This window comes from Streptomyces sp. NPDC101151, from assembly GCF_044768335.1.
Taxonomy (GTDB): Bacteria; Actinomycetota; Actinomycetes; order Streptomycetales; family Streptomycetaceae; genus Streptomyces.
This window is the reverse complement of sequence record NZ_JBIWPP010000002.1, coordinates 282,902-301,747: the sequence shown is the minus strand read 5'-3', so window position 1 is coordinate 301,747 and position 18,846 is coordinate 282,902. Positions and strand designations below refer to the sequence as shown.

Sequence of the window (18,846 nt, the reverse complement as noted above, 5' to 3'; positions counted from 1 at the left end):
GCGGTGTCACCCGGCGACGTGCCTCACGAACCTCTCCACCGTCTCCCCCAGCACCTCCCGCCCGTCCCGGGCCCACAACCCCTCGTTGAACAGTTCGACTTCGATCGGGCCGGTGTAGCCGGCCTGCTCCACGTACCCCTGCCACTCCCGTATGTCGATCGAGCCGTCACCGATCTGGCCCCGGCCGTTGAGAACGCCCTCGGGCAGGGGGGTCGTCCAGTCGGCGAGCTGGAAGGTGTGGATACGGCCGCCCGCGCCCGCGCGGGCGATCTGGGCGGGAGCCTGGTCGTCCCACCAGATGTGGTACGTGTCCACCGTCACGCCCACCTGGTGCGCGGGGAAGCGCTCGGCGAGGTCCAGGGCCTGGGCGAGGGTGGAGACCACACAGCGGTCGGACGCGTACATGGGGTGCAGCGGTTCGACGGCCAGGCGCACGCCGTGGTCCTCGGCGTACGGGGCCAGTTCCGTCAGCGCGTCCGCGATGCGCTCGCGTGCCGCCCGCAGGTCCTTGGAGCCGGGCGGGAGGCCGCCGGAGACCAGTACCAGGGTGTCCGTGCCGAGCGTGGCCGCCTCGTCGACCGCGCGGCGGTTGTCGGCCAGCGCCGCAGCGCGTTCATCCGGGTCGATCGCCGTGAGGAAGCCGCCACGGCACAGGGTGGTCACCGCCAGGCCCGCGTCGCGGACCAGCTTGGCGGTCGCCTCCACCCCGTGGGACCGGACGGGCTCGCGCCACAGGCCCACCCCTGGTACGCCCAGCTGCACGCAGCCGTCGACCAGTTCGGGCAGCGAGAGCTGTCTGACCGTCATCTGGTTGATGGAGCAGCGTTCGAGTCCGGTGCTCATGGGTTCACCCCGTACAACGACAGCAGGTTCTTCATCCGTTCCTCGGCCAGTCCCGGGTCCGGGAACAGACCGAGACCGTCGGCCAGTTCGTAGGCCCGCGCGAAGTGGGGCAGGGAGCGGGCGGACTGGAGGCCGCCGACCATCGTGAAGTGGGTCTGGTGGCCCGCGAGCCAGGCCAGGAAGACCACGCCCGTCTTGTAGAAGCGGGTGGGGGCCCGGAACAGGTGGCGGGACAGCTCGACCGTCGGGTCGAGCAACCGGCGGAAGCCGTCCGCGTCGCCCGTGTCCAGAACCCGTACCGCCTCGGCCGCCAGCGGACCCAGCGGGTCGAAGATGCCGAGCAGGGCGTGGCTGAAGCCCTTCTCGTCGCCCGCGATCAGCTCGGGGTAGTGGAAGTCGTCACCGGTGTAGCAGCGCACGCCCGGCGGGAGGCGGCGGCGCAGGTCGATCTCGCGCCGGGCGTCCAGGAGCGAGACCTTGATGCCGTCGACCTTGTCGGGGTGGGCCGCGATCACCTCCAGGAAGGTGTCCGTCGCGGCATCCAGGTCGGAGGACCCCCAGTAGCCCTCAAGCGCCGGATCGAACATCGGTCCCAGCCAGTGCAGGATCACCGGCTCTGCCGCCTGGCGCAGAAGACGGCCGTAGATCTCCCGGTAGTCCTCGGGTCCGAGGGCCGCGGCGGCCAGCGCCCGGGAAGCCATGACGATCGCCTGCGCGCCGGACTCCTCGACGACCGCGAGCTGCTCCTCGTACGCCGCACGGATCTCGGCCGGGGTGCCGCCGGTGATCTGGTCGGTGCCGACGCCGCAGGCGATACGGCCGCCCACGCTGCGCGCCTCCGCCGCCGAACGGCGGATCAGCTCGGCCGCGCCCGCCCAGTCCAGGCCCATCCCGCGCTGGGCGGTGTCCATCGCCTCGGCGACCCCGAGGCCGTGGGACCACAGGTGCCGGCGGAAGGCGAGGGTGGCGTCCCAGTCGACGGCGGCCGGCGAGTCGGGGGTCGTGTCCGCGAACGGGTCGGCGACGACGTGCGCGGCCGAGAAGACCGTGCGGGAGGTGAAGGGGGTGCCGGGCGTCACCGCGAGCGGTTCGGTGCGCGGTTCGTACGTCCGCAGCCCGCCGGCCGGGTCGGGGAGTCGGATGCTCACAGGGCGATCTCCGGTACGTCGAGACGGCGGCCCTCGGCCGAGGACTTCAGGCCCAGCTCGGCGAGCTGGACGCCACGGGCGCCGGCCAGGAGGTCCCAGTGGTAGGGCGCGTCGGCGTAGACATGCTTGAGGAACAGCTCCCACTGGGCCTTGAAGCCGTTGTCGAACTCGGCGTTGTCCGGGACCTCCTGCCACTGGTCGCGGAAGGCCTCGGTGGCGGGGATGTCCGGGTTCCAGACGGGCTTGGGGGTGGCCGAGCGGTGCTGGGCACGGCACTTGCGGAGACCGGCGACCGCCGAGCCCTGGGTGCCGTCGACCTGGAACTCGACGAGTTCGTCGCGGTTGACCCGTACCGCCCAGGAGGAGTTGATCTGGGCGATGGCGCCGCCCTCGAGTTCGAAGACGCCGTAGGCGGCGTCGTCGGCCGTCGCGTCGTAGGGCTTGCCGTTCTCGTCCCGGCGTTGCGGGATGTGGGTGGTGGCCAGGGCCTGGACGGAGGTCACCCGGCCGAACAGCTCGTGGAGCACGTATTCCCAGTGCGGGAACATGTCGACGACGATGCCACCGCCGTCCTCGGCGCGGTAGTTCCAGGAGGGGCGCTGGGCGGGCTGCCAGTCGCCCTCGAAGACCCAGTAGCCGAACTCGCCCCGGATGGACAGGATCCGCCCGAAGAAGCCGCCGGCGACGAGTCGCTTCAGCTTGAGGAGGCCGGGGAGGAAGATCTTGTCCTGGACGACGCCGTGCTTGATGCCCTTCTCCTGGGCGAGCCGGGCGAGGCCGAGGGCGCCGTCGAGGCCGGTGGCGGTGGGCTTCTCGGTGTAGATGTGCTTGCCGGCCGCGATCGCCTTCTTGATCGACTCCTCGCGGGCCGAGGTGACCTGGGAGTCGAAGTAGATGTCGACGGCCGGGTCGGCGAGAACGGCGTCCACGTCGGTGGAGATGTGTTCCAGACCGTGCCGGTCGGCGATCTCCCTGAGGGCGCGCTCGCGGCGGCCGAGCAGGATCGGCTCCGGCCACAGCACGGTGCCGTCGCCGAGGTCGAGGCCGCCCTGCTCGCGCAGGGCGAGGATCGACCGGACGAGGTGCTGGCGGTAGCCCATGCGCCCGGTCACGCCGTTCATGGCGATACGCACCGTCTTGCGTGTCACGTCAGTCCCCTTCGTGGGCGCCGCGCGCCCCGATCAGCATCAGCATCGTCGTCGGCGGCGGATTCGCCGGGAGTTTCGCCGGGAGATTCGTCGGGAGTCCGTCGGCAGTTCATCGGCAGCAACCCATGCAGCAAGCGCTTTCTATCCGTAGACGCTAGCCTCTCGACACTGGTCTGTACAAGACCGTGTCCTCTTCGAGTTGTTCGAGGGGGCGAACAACCCGGGCGGTTGGCCTTAAGGTCTGCACGACACCGCACGGAACCGTGACCGTGCCCGGCCTGTCTACGAGGACGTACGAGCACCAATGCGCGAGCAGTTGCGCGACCGGAGGACGACGAGATGACGGTGACCCTGGCGGATGTGGCGGCCCGCGCGCAGGTCTCCCCCGCGACGGTGTCGCGCGTACTGAACGGCAACTACCCGGTGGCCGCCTCCACCCGCGAGCGGGTACTGCGGGCGGTCGACGAGCTTGACTACGTCCTCAACGGCCCGGCCAGCGCACTCGCCGCCGCCACCTCCGACCTCGTCGGCATCCTCGTCAACGACATCGCGGACCCCTTCTTCGGAATCATGGCGAGCGCCATCCAGGCCGAGATCGGGGGGCCGGGGGGCCGGGCGGGCGGCGAACGCCTGGCGGTCGTCTGCAACACGGGCGGATCGCCGGAGCGCGAGCTGACGTATCTCACCCTCCTGCAGCGGCAGCGGGCCGCGGCCGTGGTGCTCACCGGCGGGGCCGTGGAGGACGAGCCGCACGCGGCGGCGGTGGCGGCCAAGCTGCGGAAGCTGGCGGACGCCGGGACCCGGGTGGTGCTGTGCGGGCGGCCGCCGGCGCCGGACACCGGGGCCATCGCGCTGACCTTCGACAACCGCGGCGGCGCCCGCGCGCTGACCGACCACCTGATCGGCCTCGGCCACCGCCGGCTCGGCTACATCGCCGGACCCGAGGAGCGCACCACCACCCGGCACCGGCTGGAGGGCCACCGGGCCGCGCTGGCGGCGGCGGGCATGGAGGAGGACCCGCGGTGGACGGTCTACGGCCGCTACGACCGCCGGTCCGGTTACGAGGCCACACTCGAACTGCTGCGCCGGGACCCGTCCCTGACGGCGATCGTGGCCGCGAACGACTCCGTCGCCCTCGGCGCCTGCGCCGCCCTGCGCGAGTCCGGTCTGCGCATCCCCGAGGACGTGTCGGTGGCGGGCTTCGACGACCTGCCCTTCAGCATCGACGCCGTGCCCGCCCTGACGACGGTGCGGTTGCCACTGTCGGAGGCGGGGGCCAGGGCCGGCCGCATCGCGATGGGGCGGGAGGAGCCGCCGCCCGGGGGGATCGCCTCGGTGCGGGGAGAGCTGATGGTGCGGGGGTCCACGGGAGTGCCTCGGGTGTGACGAGCGGGGGCGGGTTGCCCCGCCACCTGAGGCCCCGCCCGCTTCTCCACCCCTGGTGCCTGTCGGGCGCCATCGCCCCCTGGTGCCTGTCGGGCCTCATCGCGCCTCGGTGCCGACCGGTCCTGAGGCCTGCCGCACCCGGTGATCACGGTCCGCCCCGGCCGGGCACGCGTGGGCATGGACGGCGGGGCACGGCGGGCTTAGTCTCGGACGTACGGTATCTCTGACTGAGTCAAGCATCCGGGGGCCGATCATGACCGTCCAGGACGTCCGCGCCTTCAACCGCTTCTACACCGGCGTCATCGGCGCCCTCGACTACGGCCGCCATCTGTACGCGCCGTACACCCTCACCGAATCCCGCGTCCTGTACGAGCTGGCGCACGCCCCGCACCTGGACGCGGCCGACCTGCGTACCCGGCTCTCGCTGGACGCCGGCTATCTGAGCCGCATCCTCAACAAGTTCGAGGAGGCGGGGCTGATCGAGCGCCGGCCGTCCGAGACGGACCCGCGCCGCAGAAGCGTCACGCTCACCGGGCGCGGGCGGGAGGCCGCCGGACTGCTGGACGAGCGGGCGCGGGAGACGGTCGGGGCGCTGCTGGACACCGTGGCCCCGGAGGACCGGCCGCGGCTGGCGGAGGCGATGCGGACCATCCGGGGCATCCTCGGGGACGGGCGCGAGCCGCGTTCCGGGGAGGTCGTCCTGCGCGAGCCGCGCCCGGGCGACCTCGGCTGGATCGTGCAGCGCAACGCCGCCCTGTACGCGGCCGAGTACGGCTGGAACGCCGATTACGAGGGGCTGGTGGCCAGGATCGTCGCCGACTTCGCCGAGGACCACGACCCGCATCTGGAGCGGGTGTGGATCGCGGAGCAGCGGAGGTCCACCGGCGAGGCGGAGAGCGGGGCAGGGCGGCCGGTGGGGTGTGTGATGTGCGTGCGGGACGACGTTCCGGGCACCGCGCGGCTGCGCCTGCTCCTGGTCGAGCCCGACGCGCGCGGGCACGGCGTCGGCGACCGGCTGGTGCGGGCCGTCGTCGGCTTCGCGCGCGGGGTCGGCTACCGCGACCTGGTGCTCTGGACCAACGACGTGCTCGGCAGCGCCCGCCACCTCTACCAGCGGCACGGCTTCGTGCTCGTCGCCGAGAAGCCGCACCGTTCCTTCGGCAAGGACCTGGTGGGCCAGGACTGGCGGTTGGATCTGCACGGATCGGGCGTGTGACGAGTAGGGTCCGACCATGAAGCTGGCGTTCTCCACTCTCGGTGTCCCCGGCCTGTCCGTCCCTGACGTCGCGGCGCTCGCGACCGCTCACGGCTACCACGGCGTCGAACTGCGCGCCCATCCCGAGGAGCCGGTGCACCCCGGCCTCACCCCCGCCGAACGGGCCGAGACGGCCGCGCTGTTCAAGGGGGCAGGCGTCGAGGTGCTGGGCCTCGGCGGATACGCACAGGTCGCCGCACCCGGCGACGACGCCCCCGTCCTGGAGGAGCTCCGTCAGCTCCTCCAGCTGGCCCACGACCTGGGTGCCCCCTTCGTCCGGGTCTTCCCGGGCGCCGACCCGGACCGGCCCCGCGAGGAGTCGGACGCCGTCGCCGCGCGCCGGCTCGGTGCCGCCGCCGAGGACGCGGCGGCCCTCGGTGTCCGGATCCTGCTGGAGACCCATGACTCGCACCGCACCGGCGCCGACCTGATCCGCGTCCTCGGCCCGGTCGGCCACCGGCAGGTGGGCGCGCTGTGGGACGTGATGCACACCTGGCTGGGCGGCGAGCAGCCCACGGACAGCTATGCGGCCCTCGCCCCGCACCTCGGCTACGTCCAGATCAAGGACATCGCCTCGGCCGACGACACCGCCCCGCTCCCGCTCGGCGCGGGCGTCCTCCCCCTCACCGAGTGCGTGGACGTCCTGTCCCGGCACGGCTGGGACGGCTGGCTGTGCTGGGAGTACGAGAAGCGGTGGTACGAGTCGGCCGCACCGCTTCCCGAGCTGCTGAGCGCGGGCCGCGACCATGTCGTGCGCCTGCTCGGCGAGGCGGCATAGCAGCCGGCCCCGGGACCCCGGCGCGGCTGCCGGACGCCGGATAATTCGCTGGCCGGGTGCGCGGCCCCCGGCTAGCCTCCCCCGGTGATCCAGCAGTCCGCGGCACACGCCCTCCCCTGCCCCCGTCCCCTCTCATGAGCCTCGCCCGTACGCTCATCGACGTACGGCCGTTGCGCTCCTCGCCCGTCTTCCGGCGGCTGCTGATCGGGCGGACGGTGTCCGTGCTCGGCGGGTTCATGACCATGGTGACGGTCATGTACCAGGTGTGGGACATGACCCGCAGCACGGCCTGGACCGGCGCGGTCGGGCTGGCACAGGCGCTGCCCCTGGTGGTGTTCGGGCTGTTCGCGGGGGCCTGGGTGGACCGGGCGGACCGACGCCGGATCTACCTGACGGCCACCGTGGGCCAGGCCGCCTGTTCCGTGCTGCTGGCCGTGCAGGGCTTCAGCGGGCATGTCCCGGTGGCGGCGGTCCTCGCGCTGGTCGCCGTGCAGTCGGCGTTCGGCGCACTCGGCGCCCCGGCGGCCGGGGTGTTCGTGCCGCGGCTGCTGCCCAAGGACCAGGTGGCCGCCGGTCTCGCGCTGAACCAGATCACCGGCCAGTCGATGATGCTCCTCGGCCCCGCCCTGGCCGGTCTGCTGCTGGGCCGGCTCGGCATCGGCGCCTGTTATCTGCTGGACGCCCTCAGCTTCGGTGTCGCCTTCTACGGCGCCTTCGGGCTGCCCGCGCTTGAGCCGGAGGGCGAGCCGTCGCGGGCGGGTGCGCACGGGGTGCTGGACGGGCTGCGGTTCCTGGCCGGGCAGCGGGTGGTGCGGGGAGCACTGATCACCGACCTCGCCGCCACCGTGCTGTCCTTCCCGGTCAGCCTGTTCCCGCTGGTCAACGCCGAGCGGTTCGGGAACGACCCGCGCACCCTCGGCCTCTTCCTGTCGGCCCTGGCGGTGGGCGGGGTCACGGCGACGGCCCTGTCCGGGTCCCTGACCCGGCTAGGCCGGCCGGGCACGGTGATGCTGTGCGCCTCCGCCACCTGGGGTGCGGCCCTGGTCCTCTTCGGCCTGTCGGCCAACCCCTGGATCGGCCTCGCTCTGCTGGCCGTCGCGGGGGCGGCGGACGCCACCTCGGTCGTCTCCCGCTCCACGATCGTGCAGACCCGCACCCCGGACGCGCTGCTCGGCCGGGTCACGGCGGCCGAGCAGATCGTCGGCCAGGCGGGCCCCAGTCTCGGCAACGTACGGGGTGGCCTGCTCGCCGGCTGGACCTCCGGCGCGACCGCCCTGGTCACCGGCGGCCTGATGTGCGTACTGGCGGTGGCGTCGGTCGCGGCGACGACACCGGAGCTGCGGGAAGGCGCCATGGAGCCGGCGGACGGAACCATGGAGCCGGCGGACGGGGCCGCCGCACCCGAGGCGCCGTGACTGGTGCGCAGGCCGTGAAGGCGCGGGCCGAACGGAGCCGCGGCCCTCACAGCCGACGGGCGCAGCCCACCGGCAGCCTCCCGCCCAGCTGGACGTAGAGGACCGTCGGCGCGGGGCAGTCGGACCGGTCGGCGACCGCCTTCGTCACCTTGTACTGCGGTGTCCGGCGTCCCGAGCCGTCGCACGCCGTCTCGCGCACCTGGCCGTCGCCCGAGTCGTACACGCAGTCGCCCGGGATCGTGCGCGGGCCGCCTCCGCCACCCGGTTCGCCGGGGTGCGGAGGTTCCAGGTTGCGCATGCAGGCGTAGCCCTGGGGGATCGCGCCGTCGCCGTCCTCGTCGCCGTCCGGCCGCTGTTCGCTGATGTGCAGGACGAAGTCGGTGACCGGCGGGCACAGCGGGCCGTCGGTGACCGTTCCGTCGTAGCGGGCGACGACCCGGGCGGCGGCCCGCTCGCCGGTGCAGGGCACCTCGGTGAAGCTGACGGTGCCGAAGGAACTGCATTCGCCGACCGCGAGGAACTGGGCGCCGTAGCCGGAGGGGCGGGCCGAGGCGGGCCGGGCGTTGCCCACCGGGGCGTCCGCCGGGCCCTGGCAGCCGGTGAGCAGGGCGGTCAGGGCGGTCAGGGCGAGGGCAGGGGCAGCCGGGAGCAGCCGGTACGCCGGCCCCACGGCACCTTTCCCGCGCATCGCACTCCCCCCGGACACCCCGGTCCAGCGTGGCCCCCGACGACGGGGCCACGCCAGATGTGCGGGAGGGTTTCCTCCCTTTGGGTGTGTTGTGTCCGGTGTGTGACGTACGCCTAGTACGTCAGCCCGTGACCGAGGGGGTACAGCACCTGCGCCGGATCGTCCGCCCGCTGCACCGGCACCGGGAGCCGTCCGCGCGGGGCCACCCGGCCGGCGATCACCCGGGCGGCGGCGCGCAGTTCGACGTCGGTCCACGAGTAGGCCGCCAGACAGGCCTTCACAGAGGGGAACTGGGCCACGTCGTAGGGGTTCCTGATGGCGACGGCCACCACCGGCCTGCCGGTCGCGAGCAGTCGTTCCACCAGGGTCCGCTGGCTGCTGCCGGCGGTCACGTTGTACGTCCCGACGACCACCGCGTCCACGTCCTGCGCCGCCGTCACCGCCTGCTCGACGGCCGTCGCGGAGGGCGCGGTGCCGGTGGACAGGGCGGTGGCGGTGAAGCCCAGTTCGTCGAGGGCGGCGGCCAGGACCCCGGTGGGCGGGCCGGTGGTGCCGGAGGGGGAGGCCGGGTCGGCACCGACCACGAGGACCCTGGGGTGGGTGCGGCGGTCGAGCGGGAGGATGCCGTCCTCGTTGACCAGCAGGGTCGTGGTCCGCTCGGCGATCCGGTCCGCGGCGTCCAGATGGGACTTGGTGCCGACCGCGCGGTCGACGCCGGCCCGGGTGACGTGGGAACGGTCGAGGAGTCCGAGCCGGGCCTTCAGCCGGAAGATCCGCAGGATCGATTCGTCCAGGCGGGCCTCGGTCAGCTCGCCGTTCTGGACGGCCGCCAGGACCGCGTGCCACGCCACGTCGATGGACGGCGGGTTGAGCAGCTGGTCGACGCCCGCCTTCAGGGCCAGCACCGGAACCCGGTCGTCGCCGTACTTGGTGCGCACGCCCTCCATGCCGAGGGAGTCGGTCACCACGACCCCGTCGTAGCCGAGTTCGCCGCGCAGGATGCCGGTCAGGATCGGCGGGGAGAGGGTGGCCGGGTCGCCCGAGTCGTCGAGGGCCGGGAACTGGATGTGGGCGGTCATGATCGAGTCGATGCCCGCCTCGATCGCGGCCCGGAAGGGCACCGCGTCCAGCTTCTCCCACAGCTCCCGGCTGTGCGTGATGACCGGGAAGCCGGTGTGGCTGTCGACGGCGGTGTCGCCGTGCCCCGGGAAGTGCTTGGCGGTCGCCGCGACCCGGGAGTCCTGATAGCCCGTCACCTCGGCCGCCACCAGGGCCGCCACCGCCTCCGGGTCGGCCCCGAAGGACCGTACGCCGATGACCGGGTTGGCCGGGTTGACGTTCACGTCGGCGTCCGGGGAGTAGTCCTGGTTGATGCCCATCGCGCGCAGCTCGGCGCCGGAGATCCGGCCGAGCGTGCGGGCGTCGGACCGGGAGCGGCCCGCCCCGATCGCCATCGCGCCCGGGAACAGGGTGGCCGGCTTGCCCACCCTGCACACCGCGCCGTGCTCCTGGTCGGTGGCGATGAGCACCGGCAGGCCGCGGGGCTGCTCAAGGGAAGCCTGCTGGATGGCGTTGGACAGGTCGGCGATCTGATGGGGATCGCGGGTGTTGTGGGCCCAGGTGAAGTAGATGATCCCGCCGACCCGGTACTTCGCGATCAGCTCGGCGGCCGTGCGGACGCCCAGCTCCTTGAGGTTGGCGTCGATGTCGGCCTGGTCGGGGGCGGTGGCGGAGTGGCCGTAGACCCGCATCACGAAGAGCTGGCCGACCTTCTCCTGCAGAGACATCCGGGAGATCAGGGCACGCAGTCTGCGCTCGTTCGGGGTGGCGGCATGGGCGGTGGCCGGTACGGTCAGCGCGGTGGTGAGGCCCGCGGTCGCGGCGAGGACGGTCCGTCTGGACGGCCGTGCGGCGTTTCCCGTGCTTCCCGTGCTGCTGTCGTGCACGTGTGCTCCTTCCAGAGGAGAACCGCTGAAGGAAACTTCCAAGGAGTCACCAATATCCGGGAAGTTTCTTTCCGTCAAGGGAATGCACAGTAAGCCACTATGAGGCCGCCATCGGCGCATGGGAGGGGGGCGCGCCGATGGCGGTGGGCTGTCGGGCGTGATGCGGCGGAGAGGGTGCGTCGGCGTTCGCGGCCTGCGGCGAGGGCCGACACCGCACCACGGACTCGTCCGGCAGCCTGAGCGTTGGACGGGCAGGGGTGCCGACGGGTTCCCCTGGCGGCGGGTCAGCGCAGTCCGTGCCGGTCCGCCCAGGCACCGACGGCCGCCGCGATCTCGGCCGGGCGGTCCTCGGTGGCATGGTGGCCGGCCGGGCCGCAGTGGACGGTGTCCAGACCTGCCAGGTGGGCGGCGCACCAGTCGGCCGTCTCCGGGCCGATCAGCAGGGTCGGCGAGCCCTCGAAGGTCAGCAGCAGCTTGGGCACTTCGGGACTCTTGGCGAGCCAGGCGTCGTAGGCCTCGATACGCGCCACGAGGTCGGCGGGCTCCCCGCCCAGCGGCAACTGCCGCGCCCAGGAGAGCAGGACACGGCGGCTGTCACGGGTGGGATAGGGCGCGAGGTAGGCGGTCAGGTCGGCGTCCGGCAGCGGGGTGAGGACACCGCCGGTGTAGGCCTGCCGCACGAACTGGTTCTCGTCCAGCATCCGCTCACCCTCCACCGAGCGGATCGTCTCGGAGCGCCGGCGGGCCTGCGGACTCAGCTCCTCCCGGTCCATCGGCTTGACGATGGATTCGAAGAAGGCGATGCCACGCACCCGGTCCGGGTGCCGTGCGGCCCAGTCGAAGGCGAGCGCGCCGCCCCAGTCGTGGCCCACCAGGACCACGCCGTCCAGGTCGAGCGCGTCGAACCAGGCGTCCAGGTAGCGGGTGTGGTCGTCGAAGCGGGGGGTGCGGTCCGGCTTGCCCGAACGGCCCATGCCGATCAGGTCGGGGGCGAGCAGCCGGCCAGCACCGATGCCGGGCAGCACGTTGCGCCAGGTGTGCGAGGAGGCGGGGTTGCCGTGCAGGAAGACGAAGGGAGTGCCGCTTCCGGACTCCTCGTGATGGATGGCCGAGTCGAGTACTGGAGTCATGGGCATGCCGATAATGTACATGGATATTATGTCCATGGCTAGTATCGGGCCGGGATCCGGCCCCTGGACACTCCGCCCGGGCGCCCGGGCGGGGCAACAGTGGTGCCGGCCCCCTGAACCGGGGGCCGGCACCGGGGACTTACGGGCGCAGCGCGGGCTCGCGCTCCACGTTCCGTGCGTCCAGCTTCGCGTCGTAGCGGGCCAGCGGCTTCGCCGCGGACGGGTTGTCCTGGACCGCGGCGGACGCGACCCCCGCCCACTCCAGAATCCGCGCCGTCGCCAGCGCCTTCTCGTCGGCCACCAGACCCGCCACGTTCGCCCCGTGGTTCAGGCCGGGCGCCGTGAAGACGTACGAGTCACGGGCACCCGCGCCGACCCGGAAACGCTCCGAGCCCCACGGGTCGTTCTGGCCGTACACGAAGAGCATGCGAGTGGCGTGGTGCCTGACCCAGGTGTCCACGTCCCGCATCGCACCCGGCTGGAAACGCATCGGGATGGAGCGGGGCACGAAGTTGCGCGGCGGCTGGTAGCCGTAGCGGATCAGCTTCCGCTCGATGTGCGGGAAGTGGATGGTGGGGGCGCCCAGTTGGGTGCCCGCCTGGTAGTAGTACGGCGTGTACTGCTCCAGCCCCTGATCGGTGTAGGCGGAGAAGCCCGAGATGGTGTCCACCGAGCCCCAGATCGCGTCGTCCGTCGCGGTCGCCGCGTCCGCCGGGACGGAGTCGCAGTCCTTCAGCAGGCTGTACTGCCAAAAGCCCCAGACGTAGTCGAGCACGACCGCCTCGTAGGCCTTGTCCAGGCCGCCGATGGTGTCGAAGGTGTAGCCGTTGTCGGCGGCGTACTGCGCGTATTTCTTCTCCAGCGGCTCGCGGCGCACGAGCGCCTCCCGCTGGACGGCGTTCAGCCGGGCCCGGCACTCCTTGGTGCCGACAGTGGTGAAGAAGCGGTCGTAGGCCGCGTCCTGGTTGTTCACGACGTCGTTGGGGGCGACGTAGGCGACCACGCCGTCCATGTCGCGCGGGTAGAAGCGCTCGTAGTAGGTGGCGGTCATGCCGCCCTTGGAGCCGCCGGTCGCCAGCCAGTTGGCGGAGTAGACCGGCTTCAGGGCCTTGTAGACGCGGTGCTGGTCGCTCGCCGCCTGCCAGATGTCCAGCTTGGACCAGTCGGCCGGGTCGGGGCGGGAGGGGGTGAAGAAGCGGTACTCCAGGGAGACCTGGTTGCCGTCCACGATCTGGGTGGGCTCGCGGCGGGACGGGGTCGTGGAGACGTTGTAGCCACTGGTGTAGAAGACCGTCGGGCGGCTGGTGTCCTTGTGCAGCACGGTGATCCGTTGCTGGAAGGTGCCACGGTCCGGGTGGCGGTGGTCGATCGGCTGGGTGTAGTTCAGGACGAAGTACCGGTACCCGGGATACGGCTTCTCCTGTACCAGGCTCATGCCGGGTATCGCCAGGAGCCGGTCCTTGATGTCGGTGGGCCCTGACTGCGCGGACTGTGCGGCGGTGGCCGCGCCCGCTGTGCTCAGCGTGCCTATGAACACCGTGAGCGCCAGCAGCCATCTGAGCGCCTTGCGCATGCACACTCTCCCCTGTGAGACAGATGTGCGCCGGAAGCTAGCGGAGCAACAGCTGTCACACCAGAGGGAATTGGCCGATGTTCGCGATCAGCAGAGGATCCAGCCGGAACTGACCGATCCCCCGCCCACCGAGCCCCTCACCCACACGCAGCGCTGCCCGGCGTGAACCGTCACCGGGCCGGCGAGCTGCTTGAATCTGCCCTTGTCCACGACCGGCCGGTTGCCGCGGGCCTGCACGCTGACCGACATCAGGCGCTTGACGCCCGGTTTCCTGGTCGTGGTGACGGCGCAGACGTAGCCGTTGCGCTTGTAGACGTGCACGACGCCGGTGCTGAAGGGGAGGGTCCGCACCTCGCGCCCGGCGCAGGAGCGGGCCGTCGCCGCCGAGGCGGTGCCGGGCATCGCGAGAGCGAGCGCGCCGGACGCGGCCAGCACGGCCGCACCGAGCGCCAGGCGCCGGCGTATCGCACCACTGTCCACTGTCGTCCTCCCCGTACCGCCGTCATACGTGATCGATGACCGTACTGATGTACGGACGCACCACATGTGCCGGATGGTTGCACGACCGTCAGAAGGACGTGTCGACCGGACCCCCTCGGCAGCATGCCTCAGCGGGCCACGCCCACCGGCTCCTCCGGTTCGGACTGGCCGACGAAGGTCCGCCACAGCTCGGCGTACCGGCCGCCGCGGGCCAGCAGCTGCTCATGGGTGCCGTCCTCCGCCACCCGGCCGTGGTCCATGAGCACCACCCGGTCGGCACGGGCGGCCGTGGTCAGCCGGTGGGCGACCACCAGCGTCGTCCGGCGCCCGGCCAGACGGTCGGTGGCCTGGTTGACCTGGGCCTCCGTGGCCAGGTCCAGGGCGGCCGTGGCCTCGTCGAGGAGGAGCACGTCGGGGTCGACCAGTTCGGCGCGGGCCAGTGCCATCAGCTGGCGCTGGCCGGCCGAGAGGTTGCGGCCGCGTTCGGCGACCTCGTGCAGGTAGCCGCCCTCCAGCGTGGCGATCATCTCGTGCGCGCCGACCGCTCGCGCCGCCGCCTCGACCTCTGCGTCGGTGGCCTCGGGACGGCCGTAGGCGATGGCGTCGCGGACGGTGCCCTGGAAGAGGTACGCCTCCTGCGGGACGACGCCGAGGCGGTGCCGGTAGGAGGTCAGGTCCAGGCTGCGCAGGTCCGTGCCGTCGGCCGTGACCCGGCCGGAGGTGGGGTCGTAGAAACGGGCCACCAGCTTGACGAGGGTCGACTTGCCGGCGCCCGTCTCGCCGACGAAGGCCACCGTCTGCCCCGCCGGGATCGTCAGGTCGATGCCGGTCAGTGCCTCTTCCTCGCCGCCGTACGCGAAGTGCACGTCCTCGAAGGCGATCTCGCCGCGCAGGGAGAGCACGTCGAGGGGTTCGTCGGCGGACGCGGTGGAGGTCGGCTCGCGCAGCAGCTCCTGGATGCGGCCCAGCGAGACCGTGGCCTGCTGGTAGCCGTCGAAGACCTGGGAGAGCTGCTGGACCGGGGCGAAGAACAGGTCGATGTAGAGGAGGTACGCCACCAGCGCACCCGTCGTCAGGGTGGTCTCCTCCACCCGGCCGGCGCCCGCGACGAGCACGGCGGCCACGGCGGCCGCGGCCAGCAGCTGGACGAAGGGGAAGTAGACGGATATCAGCCACTGGCCGCGGATGCGGGCGCGCCGGTAGCTGTCGCTGCGCTCGGCGAACCGCCGCCCGCCGTCCCGCTCGCGCCGGAACGCCTGCACGATCCTGAGCCCGGCCACCGACTCCTGGAGATCGGCGTTCACCAACGACACACGTTCCCGGGCGAGTTCGTACGCCCGCACGCTCGCCCGGCGGAAGAAGAAGGTGGCCACGATCAGCGGGGGCAGGGTGGTGAAGACGACAAGGGCGAGCTGCACGTCGATCACCAGCAGGGCGACCATGATGCCGAAGAAGCTGACGACCGAGACGAACGCCGTGACCAGACCGGTCTGCAGGAAGGTGGAGAGCGCGTCGACGTCCGTCGTCATCCGCGTCATGATCCGGCCGGTCAGCTCGCGCTCGTAGTAGTCGAGGCCGAGCCGCTGGAGCTGGGCGAAGATCTTCAGCCGCAGCGCATACAGCACCCGCTCGCCGGTACGGCCGGTCAGCCGGGTCTCGCCGATCTGCGCGGCCCACTGCACCAGCACGGTGAGCAGGCCCAGCAGGGATGCCGCCCACACCGCACCGACGGCCGTCTTCGTGACGCCCTGGTCGATGCCGTGCCGGATCAGCACCGGCAGCAGCAGGCCCGCGCCCGCGTCCACGGCGACCAGCAGCAGGCTGATGAGCAGGGGCGCCCCGAAGCCACGGAGCAGACGGCGCAGTCCGTACGACTCCTCGGGGCGGACCGCGCGGGCCTCGTCGATGTCGGGTGTGTCGGTGGCCGGGGGCAGCGCCTCCACCAGGGCGAGCAGTTCGGGGGTGGCCGGGGTGCCGGACAGGGCCTGTTCCTTGGGCTCGCGGTCGCCGGTCCACAGCCGCGGGGTGACGCCCCGCTCGGCGTCGAACTCGGCGTCCAGCTCCTCGCGGACGGACATGTCCTCCTGCGGCCCGGCCGGGCGGTCATGGCCCGGGGAGACCCCGCCCAGTTCGTCCGGGTCGGTCAGCAGGCGGCGGTAGAGGGCCGAACGCTCCTGGAGCTCCTCGTGCGTGCCGAGGTCGGCGAGCCGGCCGTCGTCCAGGACGGCGATCCGGTCGGCGAGGTTGAGGGTGGAGCGGCGGTGGGCGATGAGGAGGGTCGTGCGGCCCTCCATGACGTGCTTCAGAGCCTCGTGGATCTCGTGCTCCACGCGGGCGTCCACGGCCGAGGTCGCGTCGTCCAGGACCAGCAGACGCGGGTCGGTGAGCAGGGCGCGGGCGAGCGCGAGGCGCTGGCGCTGGCCTCCGGAGAGAGTCAGGCCGTGCTCGCCGACCTTGGTGTCGTAGCCCCCGGGCAGCTCGGCGATGAAACGATCCGCCTGAGCGGCGCGCGCGGCGGTCTCGATCTCCTCCCGGGTGGCGTCCGGGCGGCCGTAGGCGATGTTGTTGCGGACGGTGTCGGAGAAGAGGAACGAGTCCTCGGGGACCAGCCCGATCGCGGCCCTGAGCGAGTCCAGGGTCAGCTCACGCACGTCGTGGCCGCCGATCAGCACGGCGCCGTGGGTGACGTCGTAGAAGCGCGGCAGGAGGAGGGAGACGGTGGACTTGCCGGAGCCGGAGGAGCCGACCACGGCGAGGGTCTCACCGGGGCGGATCTCGAAGCTGAGCCCCTCCAGAACGGGGTGCTCGTGCGCGTACCCGAAGGACACGTCGTCGAACTCGACGGTCGCGGGCGCGTCGGCCGGAAGCGTCTTCGTGCCGTCCTTCAGGGTCGGCTCGGTGTCGATCAGCTCCAGGACGCGCTCGGTGCCGGCACGGGCCTGCTGGCCGACGGTGAGGACCACGGCGAGCATGCGGACCGGGCCGACCAGCTGGGCGAGGTAGGTGGAGAAGGCGACGAAGGTGCCGAGGGTGATGTGCCCGCGCACGGCCAGCCACCCGCCGAGCGCCAGCATGGCGACCTGGCCGAGGGCGGGGACGGCCTGGAGGGCCGGGGTGAACCTGCTGTTCAGGCGTATGGTGCGCAGGCGTCCGGCGAAGAGGCGGCGGCCGACCTCCCTGAGCTTGCCGGTCTCCTGGTCCTCCTGCCCGAAGCCCTTCACCACGCGTACGCCGCCGACCGCGCCGTCGACCACACCGGCCACGGCGGCGGCCTGCGCCTGCGCGTACCAGGTGGCGGGGTGCAGCTTGCTGCGGCTGCGCCTGGCTATCCAGCCGAGGGCCGGGGCCACGGCCAGGGCGACCAGGGTCAGCGGCAGCGACAGCCACGCCATGATCACCAGGGAGATCAGGAAGAGCAGGACGTTCCCGATGGTCATCGGGAGCATGAAGAGCAGGCCCTGGATCAGCTGGAGGTCGCTGGTGGCCCGGCCGACGACCTGCCCGGTGGACAGCTCGTCCTGACGGCGGCCGTCCAGCCGGGTGATCGTGTCGTACATCTCGGTCCGCAGGTCGTGCTGGACGTCGAGCGCGAGCCGGCCGCCGTAGTAGCGGCGTATGTAGGTGAACACGTAGACGAGGACGGCGGCGCCGATCAGGGCGCCGGCCCAGGGGGCCATGGAGCGGGTGTGGCCGCCGATCACGTCGTCGATGATCACCTTGGTGACCAGCGGGACGACGGCCAGCACCGCCATGCCGGCGAGAGAGGCGCCCAGAGCGAGGACGACGTCCTTCGGATACCGCCAGGCGTAGCCCGCCAGCCGTCGTGCCCATCCCCGTTGCGGTCCCACGCGGGTGCCTCCCTTTCGACCTGTCCTACCGGAAGGCACCAACGCCGGCGGGAGCGGATTTCATCCCTCCGCAACAAGACACTCCGCCGGGTCCGGCCGCGATCCCGTCCGGACCCCTGGGCCGCCTGCCGTCAGGGGGTCCGTACGCGCAGGTGATAGAACCGCGTGGTCTGGGCCGCGTTCTGGTTGTCGTCGCTGACCAGCAGGACCTTGAGACGACCCCGGTGGTCACGCCCCGTGACGGTCATGCCCTCGATGTTGTCGAGGAGGGGGTTCGGCTGGGGCTGCTTGGCCGTGGCGCCCAGGGTCGGGCAGGTGACGATGTCGGTCAGCAGGGTCTTCTTGATCAGGCGGACGCCCGGCCGGCCGGTCAGGTTCTCGATACCGCTGGTGTCCGTGGCGTGGCGGGGGTCGGCCAGGTAGAGGCGGACGGTGTTGCCGACACCGGCGGTGAAGCCGCGCTCCAGGACGAGGAGGCGGCCGTCGGGGGTGGCCTGGACCTCCGGGACGCCGAGGCCCTCGTCGGTGCGGTAGGCGTACTGGGCGGCGAGCCGGAAGCTGCCGTGGTGCCGCGTCCAGGTCTGGAAGCGGACGATGCCGGTGGAGTCGCCCGAGATCGCGTACTCCATGGCGGCCAGCAGGGTGCGGCCGCCGGGCAGCAGGGTCAGGCCCTCGAAGGTCTGGTTGCCCGTGGCGCGGCCGGCCGGGGCGACCAGGAGCGAGGACGGAACCGGGAGGCGGCCGAGGATCTTCCCGTCGCGGGAGTAGCGGCGCACGGACGGCTCGGTCTCGGAGCTGACCAGCCGGGTCCCGTCGACATCGATGACCAGACCCTCGGAGTCGAGGTCGGCGCCCTTCTCGTCGGCGAGGTGGACGGCCGCGGCCGGCTGGAGGGTCTTCGGGGCCAGGCTGAAGAGGGACGAGCGGTCCTCCAGCGCGGCGAGGGAGCCGTCCCGGTCCACCGCGAGCGCGGAGAAGTTGCCGACGAACGTGCCCTGGTACGTCGTCTTGTCGAGCGCGTCGGAGAAGCGGTCGAGGGAGACGGTGGGCGAACAGGCATTGCTCTGGGCGGAGTTGGCGCTGGCGGGCCCGGCGGCGGTCAGACAGGTGGCCGCCGCCAGGCCGGCGGTGAGGGTGGCGAGTACGGTTCTCAGGCGCATGGGCGTCACCGTAGGACGGTCCGGTGACCGGCGGGAGACCTCCTCGTG

General features: G+C 72.2%; 14 protein-coding genes. 4 read left to right on the top strand and 10 right to left on the bottom strand.

The features are described 5' to 3' along the window. Window positions 1-6: 6 nt before the first annotated feature. From ACIRU3_RS04470 to ACIRU3_RS04460, 3 genes are read right to left on the bottom strand one after another with little or no spacing between them, the layout of a single operon-like run. Window positions 7-843 carry a sugar phosphate isomerase/epimerase family protein gene (locus ACIRU3_RS04470; RefSeq protein ID WP_404051191.1) on the bottom strand — a complete coding sequence of 279 codons (837 nt, stop codon included), beginning with the start codon at window positions 841-843 and terminating at the stop codon, window positions 7-9. After that, the gene (locus ACIRU3_RS04465; RefSeq protein ID WP_404051188.1) at window positions 840-1,991 is read right to left on the bottom strand and encodes a dihydrodipicolinate synthase family protein; all 1,152 of its coding nucleotides are present in this window, start codon (window positions 1,989-1,991) and stop codon (window positions 840-842) included. Before ACIRU3_RS04465 ends, ACIRU3_RS04470 begins: the two co-directional genes overlap by 4 nt. Beyond that, on the bottom strand, window positions 1,988-3,139 hold the full coding sequence (locus ACIRU3_RS04460; protein WP_404051186.1) for a Gfo/Idh/MocA family protein: 1,152 nt from the start codon (window positions 3,137-3,139) through the stop codon (window positions 1,988-1,990). Before ACIRU3_RS04460 ends, ACIRU3_RS04465 begins: the two co-directional genes overlap by 4 nt. Window positions 3,140-3,478: 339 nt before the next feature. On the opposite strand from ACIRU3_RS04460, the gene ACIRU3_RS04455 reads away from it, so the two are divergent. The 4 genes from ACIRU3_RS04455 to ACIRU3_RS04440 all read left to right on the top strand — a co-directional run bounded on the left by ACIRU3_RS04455 (window position 3,479) and on the right by ACIRU3_RS04440 (window position 7,973). Next, a complete protein-coding gene (locus ACIRU3_RS04455; RefSeq protein ID WP_404051183.1) occupies window positions 3,479-4,525 on the top strand; it encodes a LacI family DNA-binding transcriptional regulator in 1,047 nt (348 codons plus the stop codon). Window positions 4,526-4,778: 253 nt separating this feature from the next. Next, window positions 4,779-5,741 carry a GNAT family N-acetyltransferase gene (locus ACIRU3_RS04450; protein ID WP_404051180.1) on the top strand — a complete coding sequence of 321 codons (963 nt, stop codon included), beginning with the start codon at window positions 4,779-4,781 and terminating at the stop codon, window positions 5,739-5,741. Between the two features lie 16 nt (window positions 5,742-5,757). After that, window positions 5,758-6,558, top strand: a complete 801-nt coding sequence (locus ACIRU3_RS04445; RefSeq protein WP_404051177.1) for a sugar phosphate isomerase/epimerase family protein — start codon at window positions 5,758-5,760, stop codon at window positions 6,556-6,558. A 134-nt stretch (window positions 6,559-6,692) separates the two neighbouring features. Next, window positions 6,693-7,973, top strand: a complete 1,281-nt coding sequence (locus ACIRU3_RS04440) for an MFS transporter (RefSeq protein ID WP_404051175.1) — start codon at window positions 6,693-6,695, stop codon at window positions 7,971-7,973. Between the two features lie 46 nt (window positions 7,974-8,019). On the opposite strand, the gene ACIRU3_RS04435 is transcribed toward ACIRU3_RS04440, so the two are convergent. From ACIRU3_RS04435 to ACIRU3_RS04405, 7 genes are all read right to left on the bottom strand, one after another. Next, the gene (locus tag ACIRU3_RS04435) at window positions 8,020-8,661 is read right to left on the bottom strand and encodes a hypothetical protein (RefSeq protein ID WP_404051172.1); all 642 of its coding nucleotides are present in this window, start codon (window positions 8,659-8,661) and stop codon (window positions 8,020-8,022) included. A 113-nt stretch (window positions 8,662-8,774) separates the two neighbouring features. Then, a complete protein-coding gene (locus ACIRU3_RS04430; RefSeq protein ID WP_404051170.1) occupies window positions 8,775-10,607 on the bottom strand; it encodes a glycoside hydrolase family 3 protein in 1,833 nt (610 codons plus the stop codon). Between the two features lie 284 nt (window positions 10,608-10,891). Then, entirely contained in the window at window positions 10,892-11,743 is an 852-nt protein-coding gene (locus tag ACIRU3_RS04425) for a haloalkane dehalogenase (RefSeq protein ID WP_404051167.1), read from the bottom strand. A gap of 133 nt (window positions 11,744-11,876) precedes the next feature. Continuing rightward, window positions 11,877-13,310 (bottom strand): S28 family serine protease, encoded by a 1,434-nt coding sequence (locus ACIRU3_RS04420; protein WP_404051164.1) that lies wholly within the window; start codon window positions 13,308-13,310, stop codon window positions 11,877-11,879. 87 nt (window positions 13,311-13,397) lie between these two features. Continuing rightward, window positions 13,398-13,790, bottom strand: coding sequence for a hypothetical protein (locus tag ACIRU3_RS04415; RefSeq protein ID WP_404051162.1), 393 nt, complete (start codon window positions 13,788-13,790; stop codon window positions 13,398-13,400). A 128-nt stretch (window positions 13,791-13,918) separates the two neighbouring features. Continuing rightward, the gene (locus ACIRU3_RS04410) at window positions 13,919-17,638 is read right to left on the bottom strand and encodes an ABC transporter ATP-binding protein (RefSeq protein WP_404051160.1); all 3,720 of its coding nucleotides are present in this window, start codon (window positions 17,636-17,638) and stop codon (window positions 13,919-13,921) included. 131 nt (window positions 17,639-17,769) lie between these two features. Next, window positions 17,770-18,798: an esterase-like activity of phytase family protein gene (locus ACIRU3_RS04405; RefSeq protein WP_404051157.1), complete on the bottom strand. Its 1,029-nt coding sequence runs from the start codon at window positions 18,796-18,798 to the stop codon at window positions 17,770-17,772. Window positions 18,799-18,846: the final 48 nt, after the last annotated feature.

Bases quoted from the DNA above. Each gene is read 5' to 3' on its own strand.
- ACIRU3_RS04470 (WP_404051191.1), bottom strand. From the start codon at position 843: ATGAGCACCGGACTCGAACGCTGCTCCATCAACCAGATGACGGTCAGA.
- ACIRU3_RS04455 (WP_404051183.1), top strand. From the start codon at position 3,479: ATGACGGTGACCCTGGCGGATGTGGCGGCCCGCGCGCAGGTCTCCCCC.
- ACIRU3_RS04450 (WP_404051180.1), top strand. From the start codon at position 4,779: ATGACCGTCCAGGACGTCCGCGCCTTCAACCGCTTCTACACCGGCGTC.
- ACIRU3_RS04445 (WP_404051177.1), top strand. From the start codon at position 5,758: ATGAAGCTGGCGTTCTCCACTCTCGGTGTCCCCGGCCTGTCCGTCCCT.
- ACIRU3_RS04440 (WP_404051175.1), top strand. From the start codon at position 6,693: ATGAGCCTCGCCCGTACGCTCATCGACGTACGGCCGTTGCGCTCCTCG.
- ACIRU3_RS04435 (WP_404051172.1), bottom strand. From the start codon at position 8,661: ATGCGCGGGAAAGGTGCCGTGGGGCCGGCGTACCGGCTGCTCCCGGCT.
- ACIRU3_RS04425 (WP_404051167.1), bottom strand. From the start codon at position 11,743: ATGCCCATGACTCCAGTACTCGACTCGGCCATCCATCACGAGGAGTCC.
- ACIRU3_RS04420 (WP_404051164.1), bottom strand. From the start codon at position 13,310: ATGCGCAAGGCGCTCAGATGGCTGCTGGCGCTCACGGTGTTCATAGGC.
- ACIRU3_RS04405 (WP_404051157.1), bottom strand. From the start codon at position 18,798: ATGCGCCTGAGAACCGTACTCGCCACCCTCACCGCCGGCCTGGCGGCG.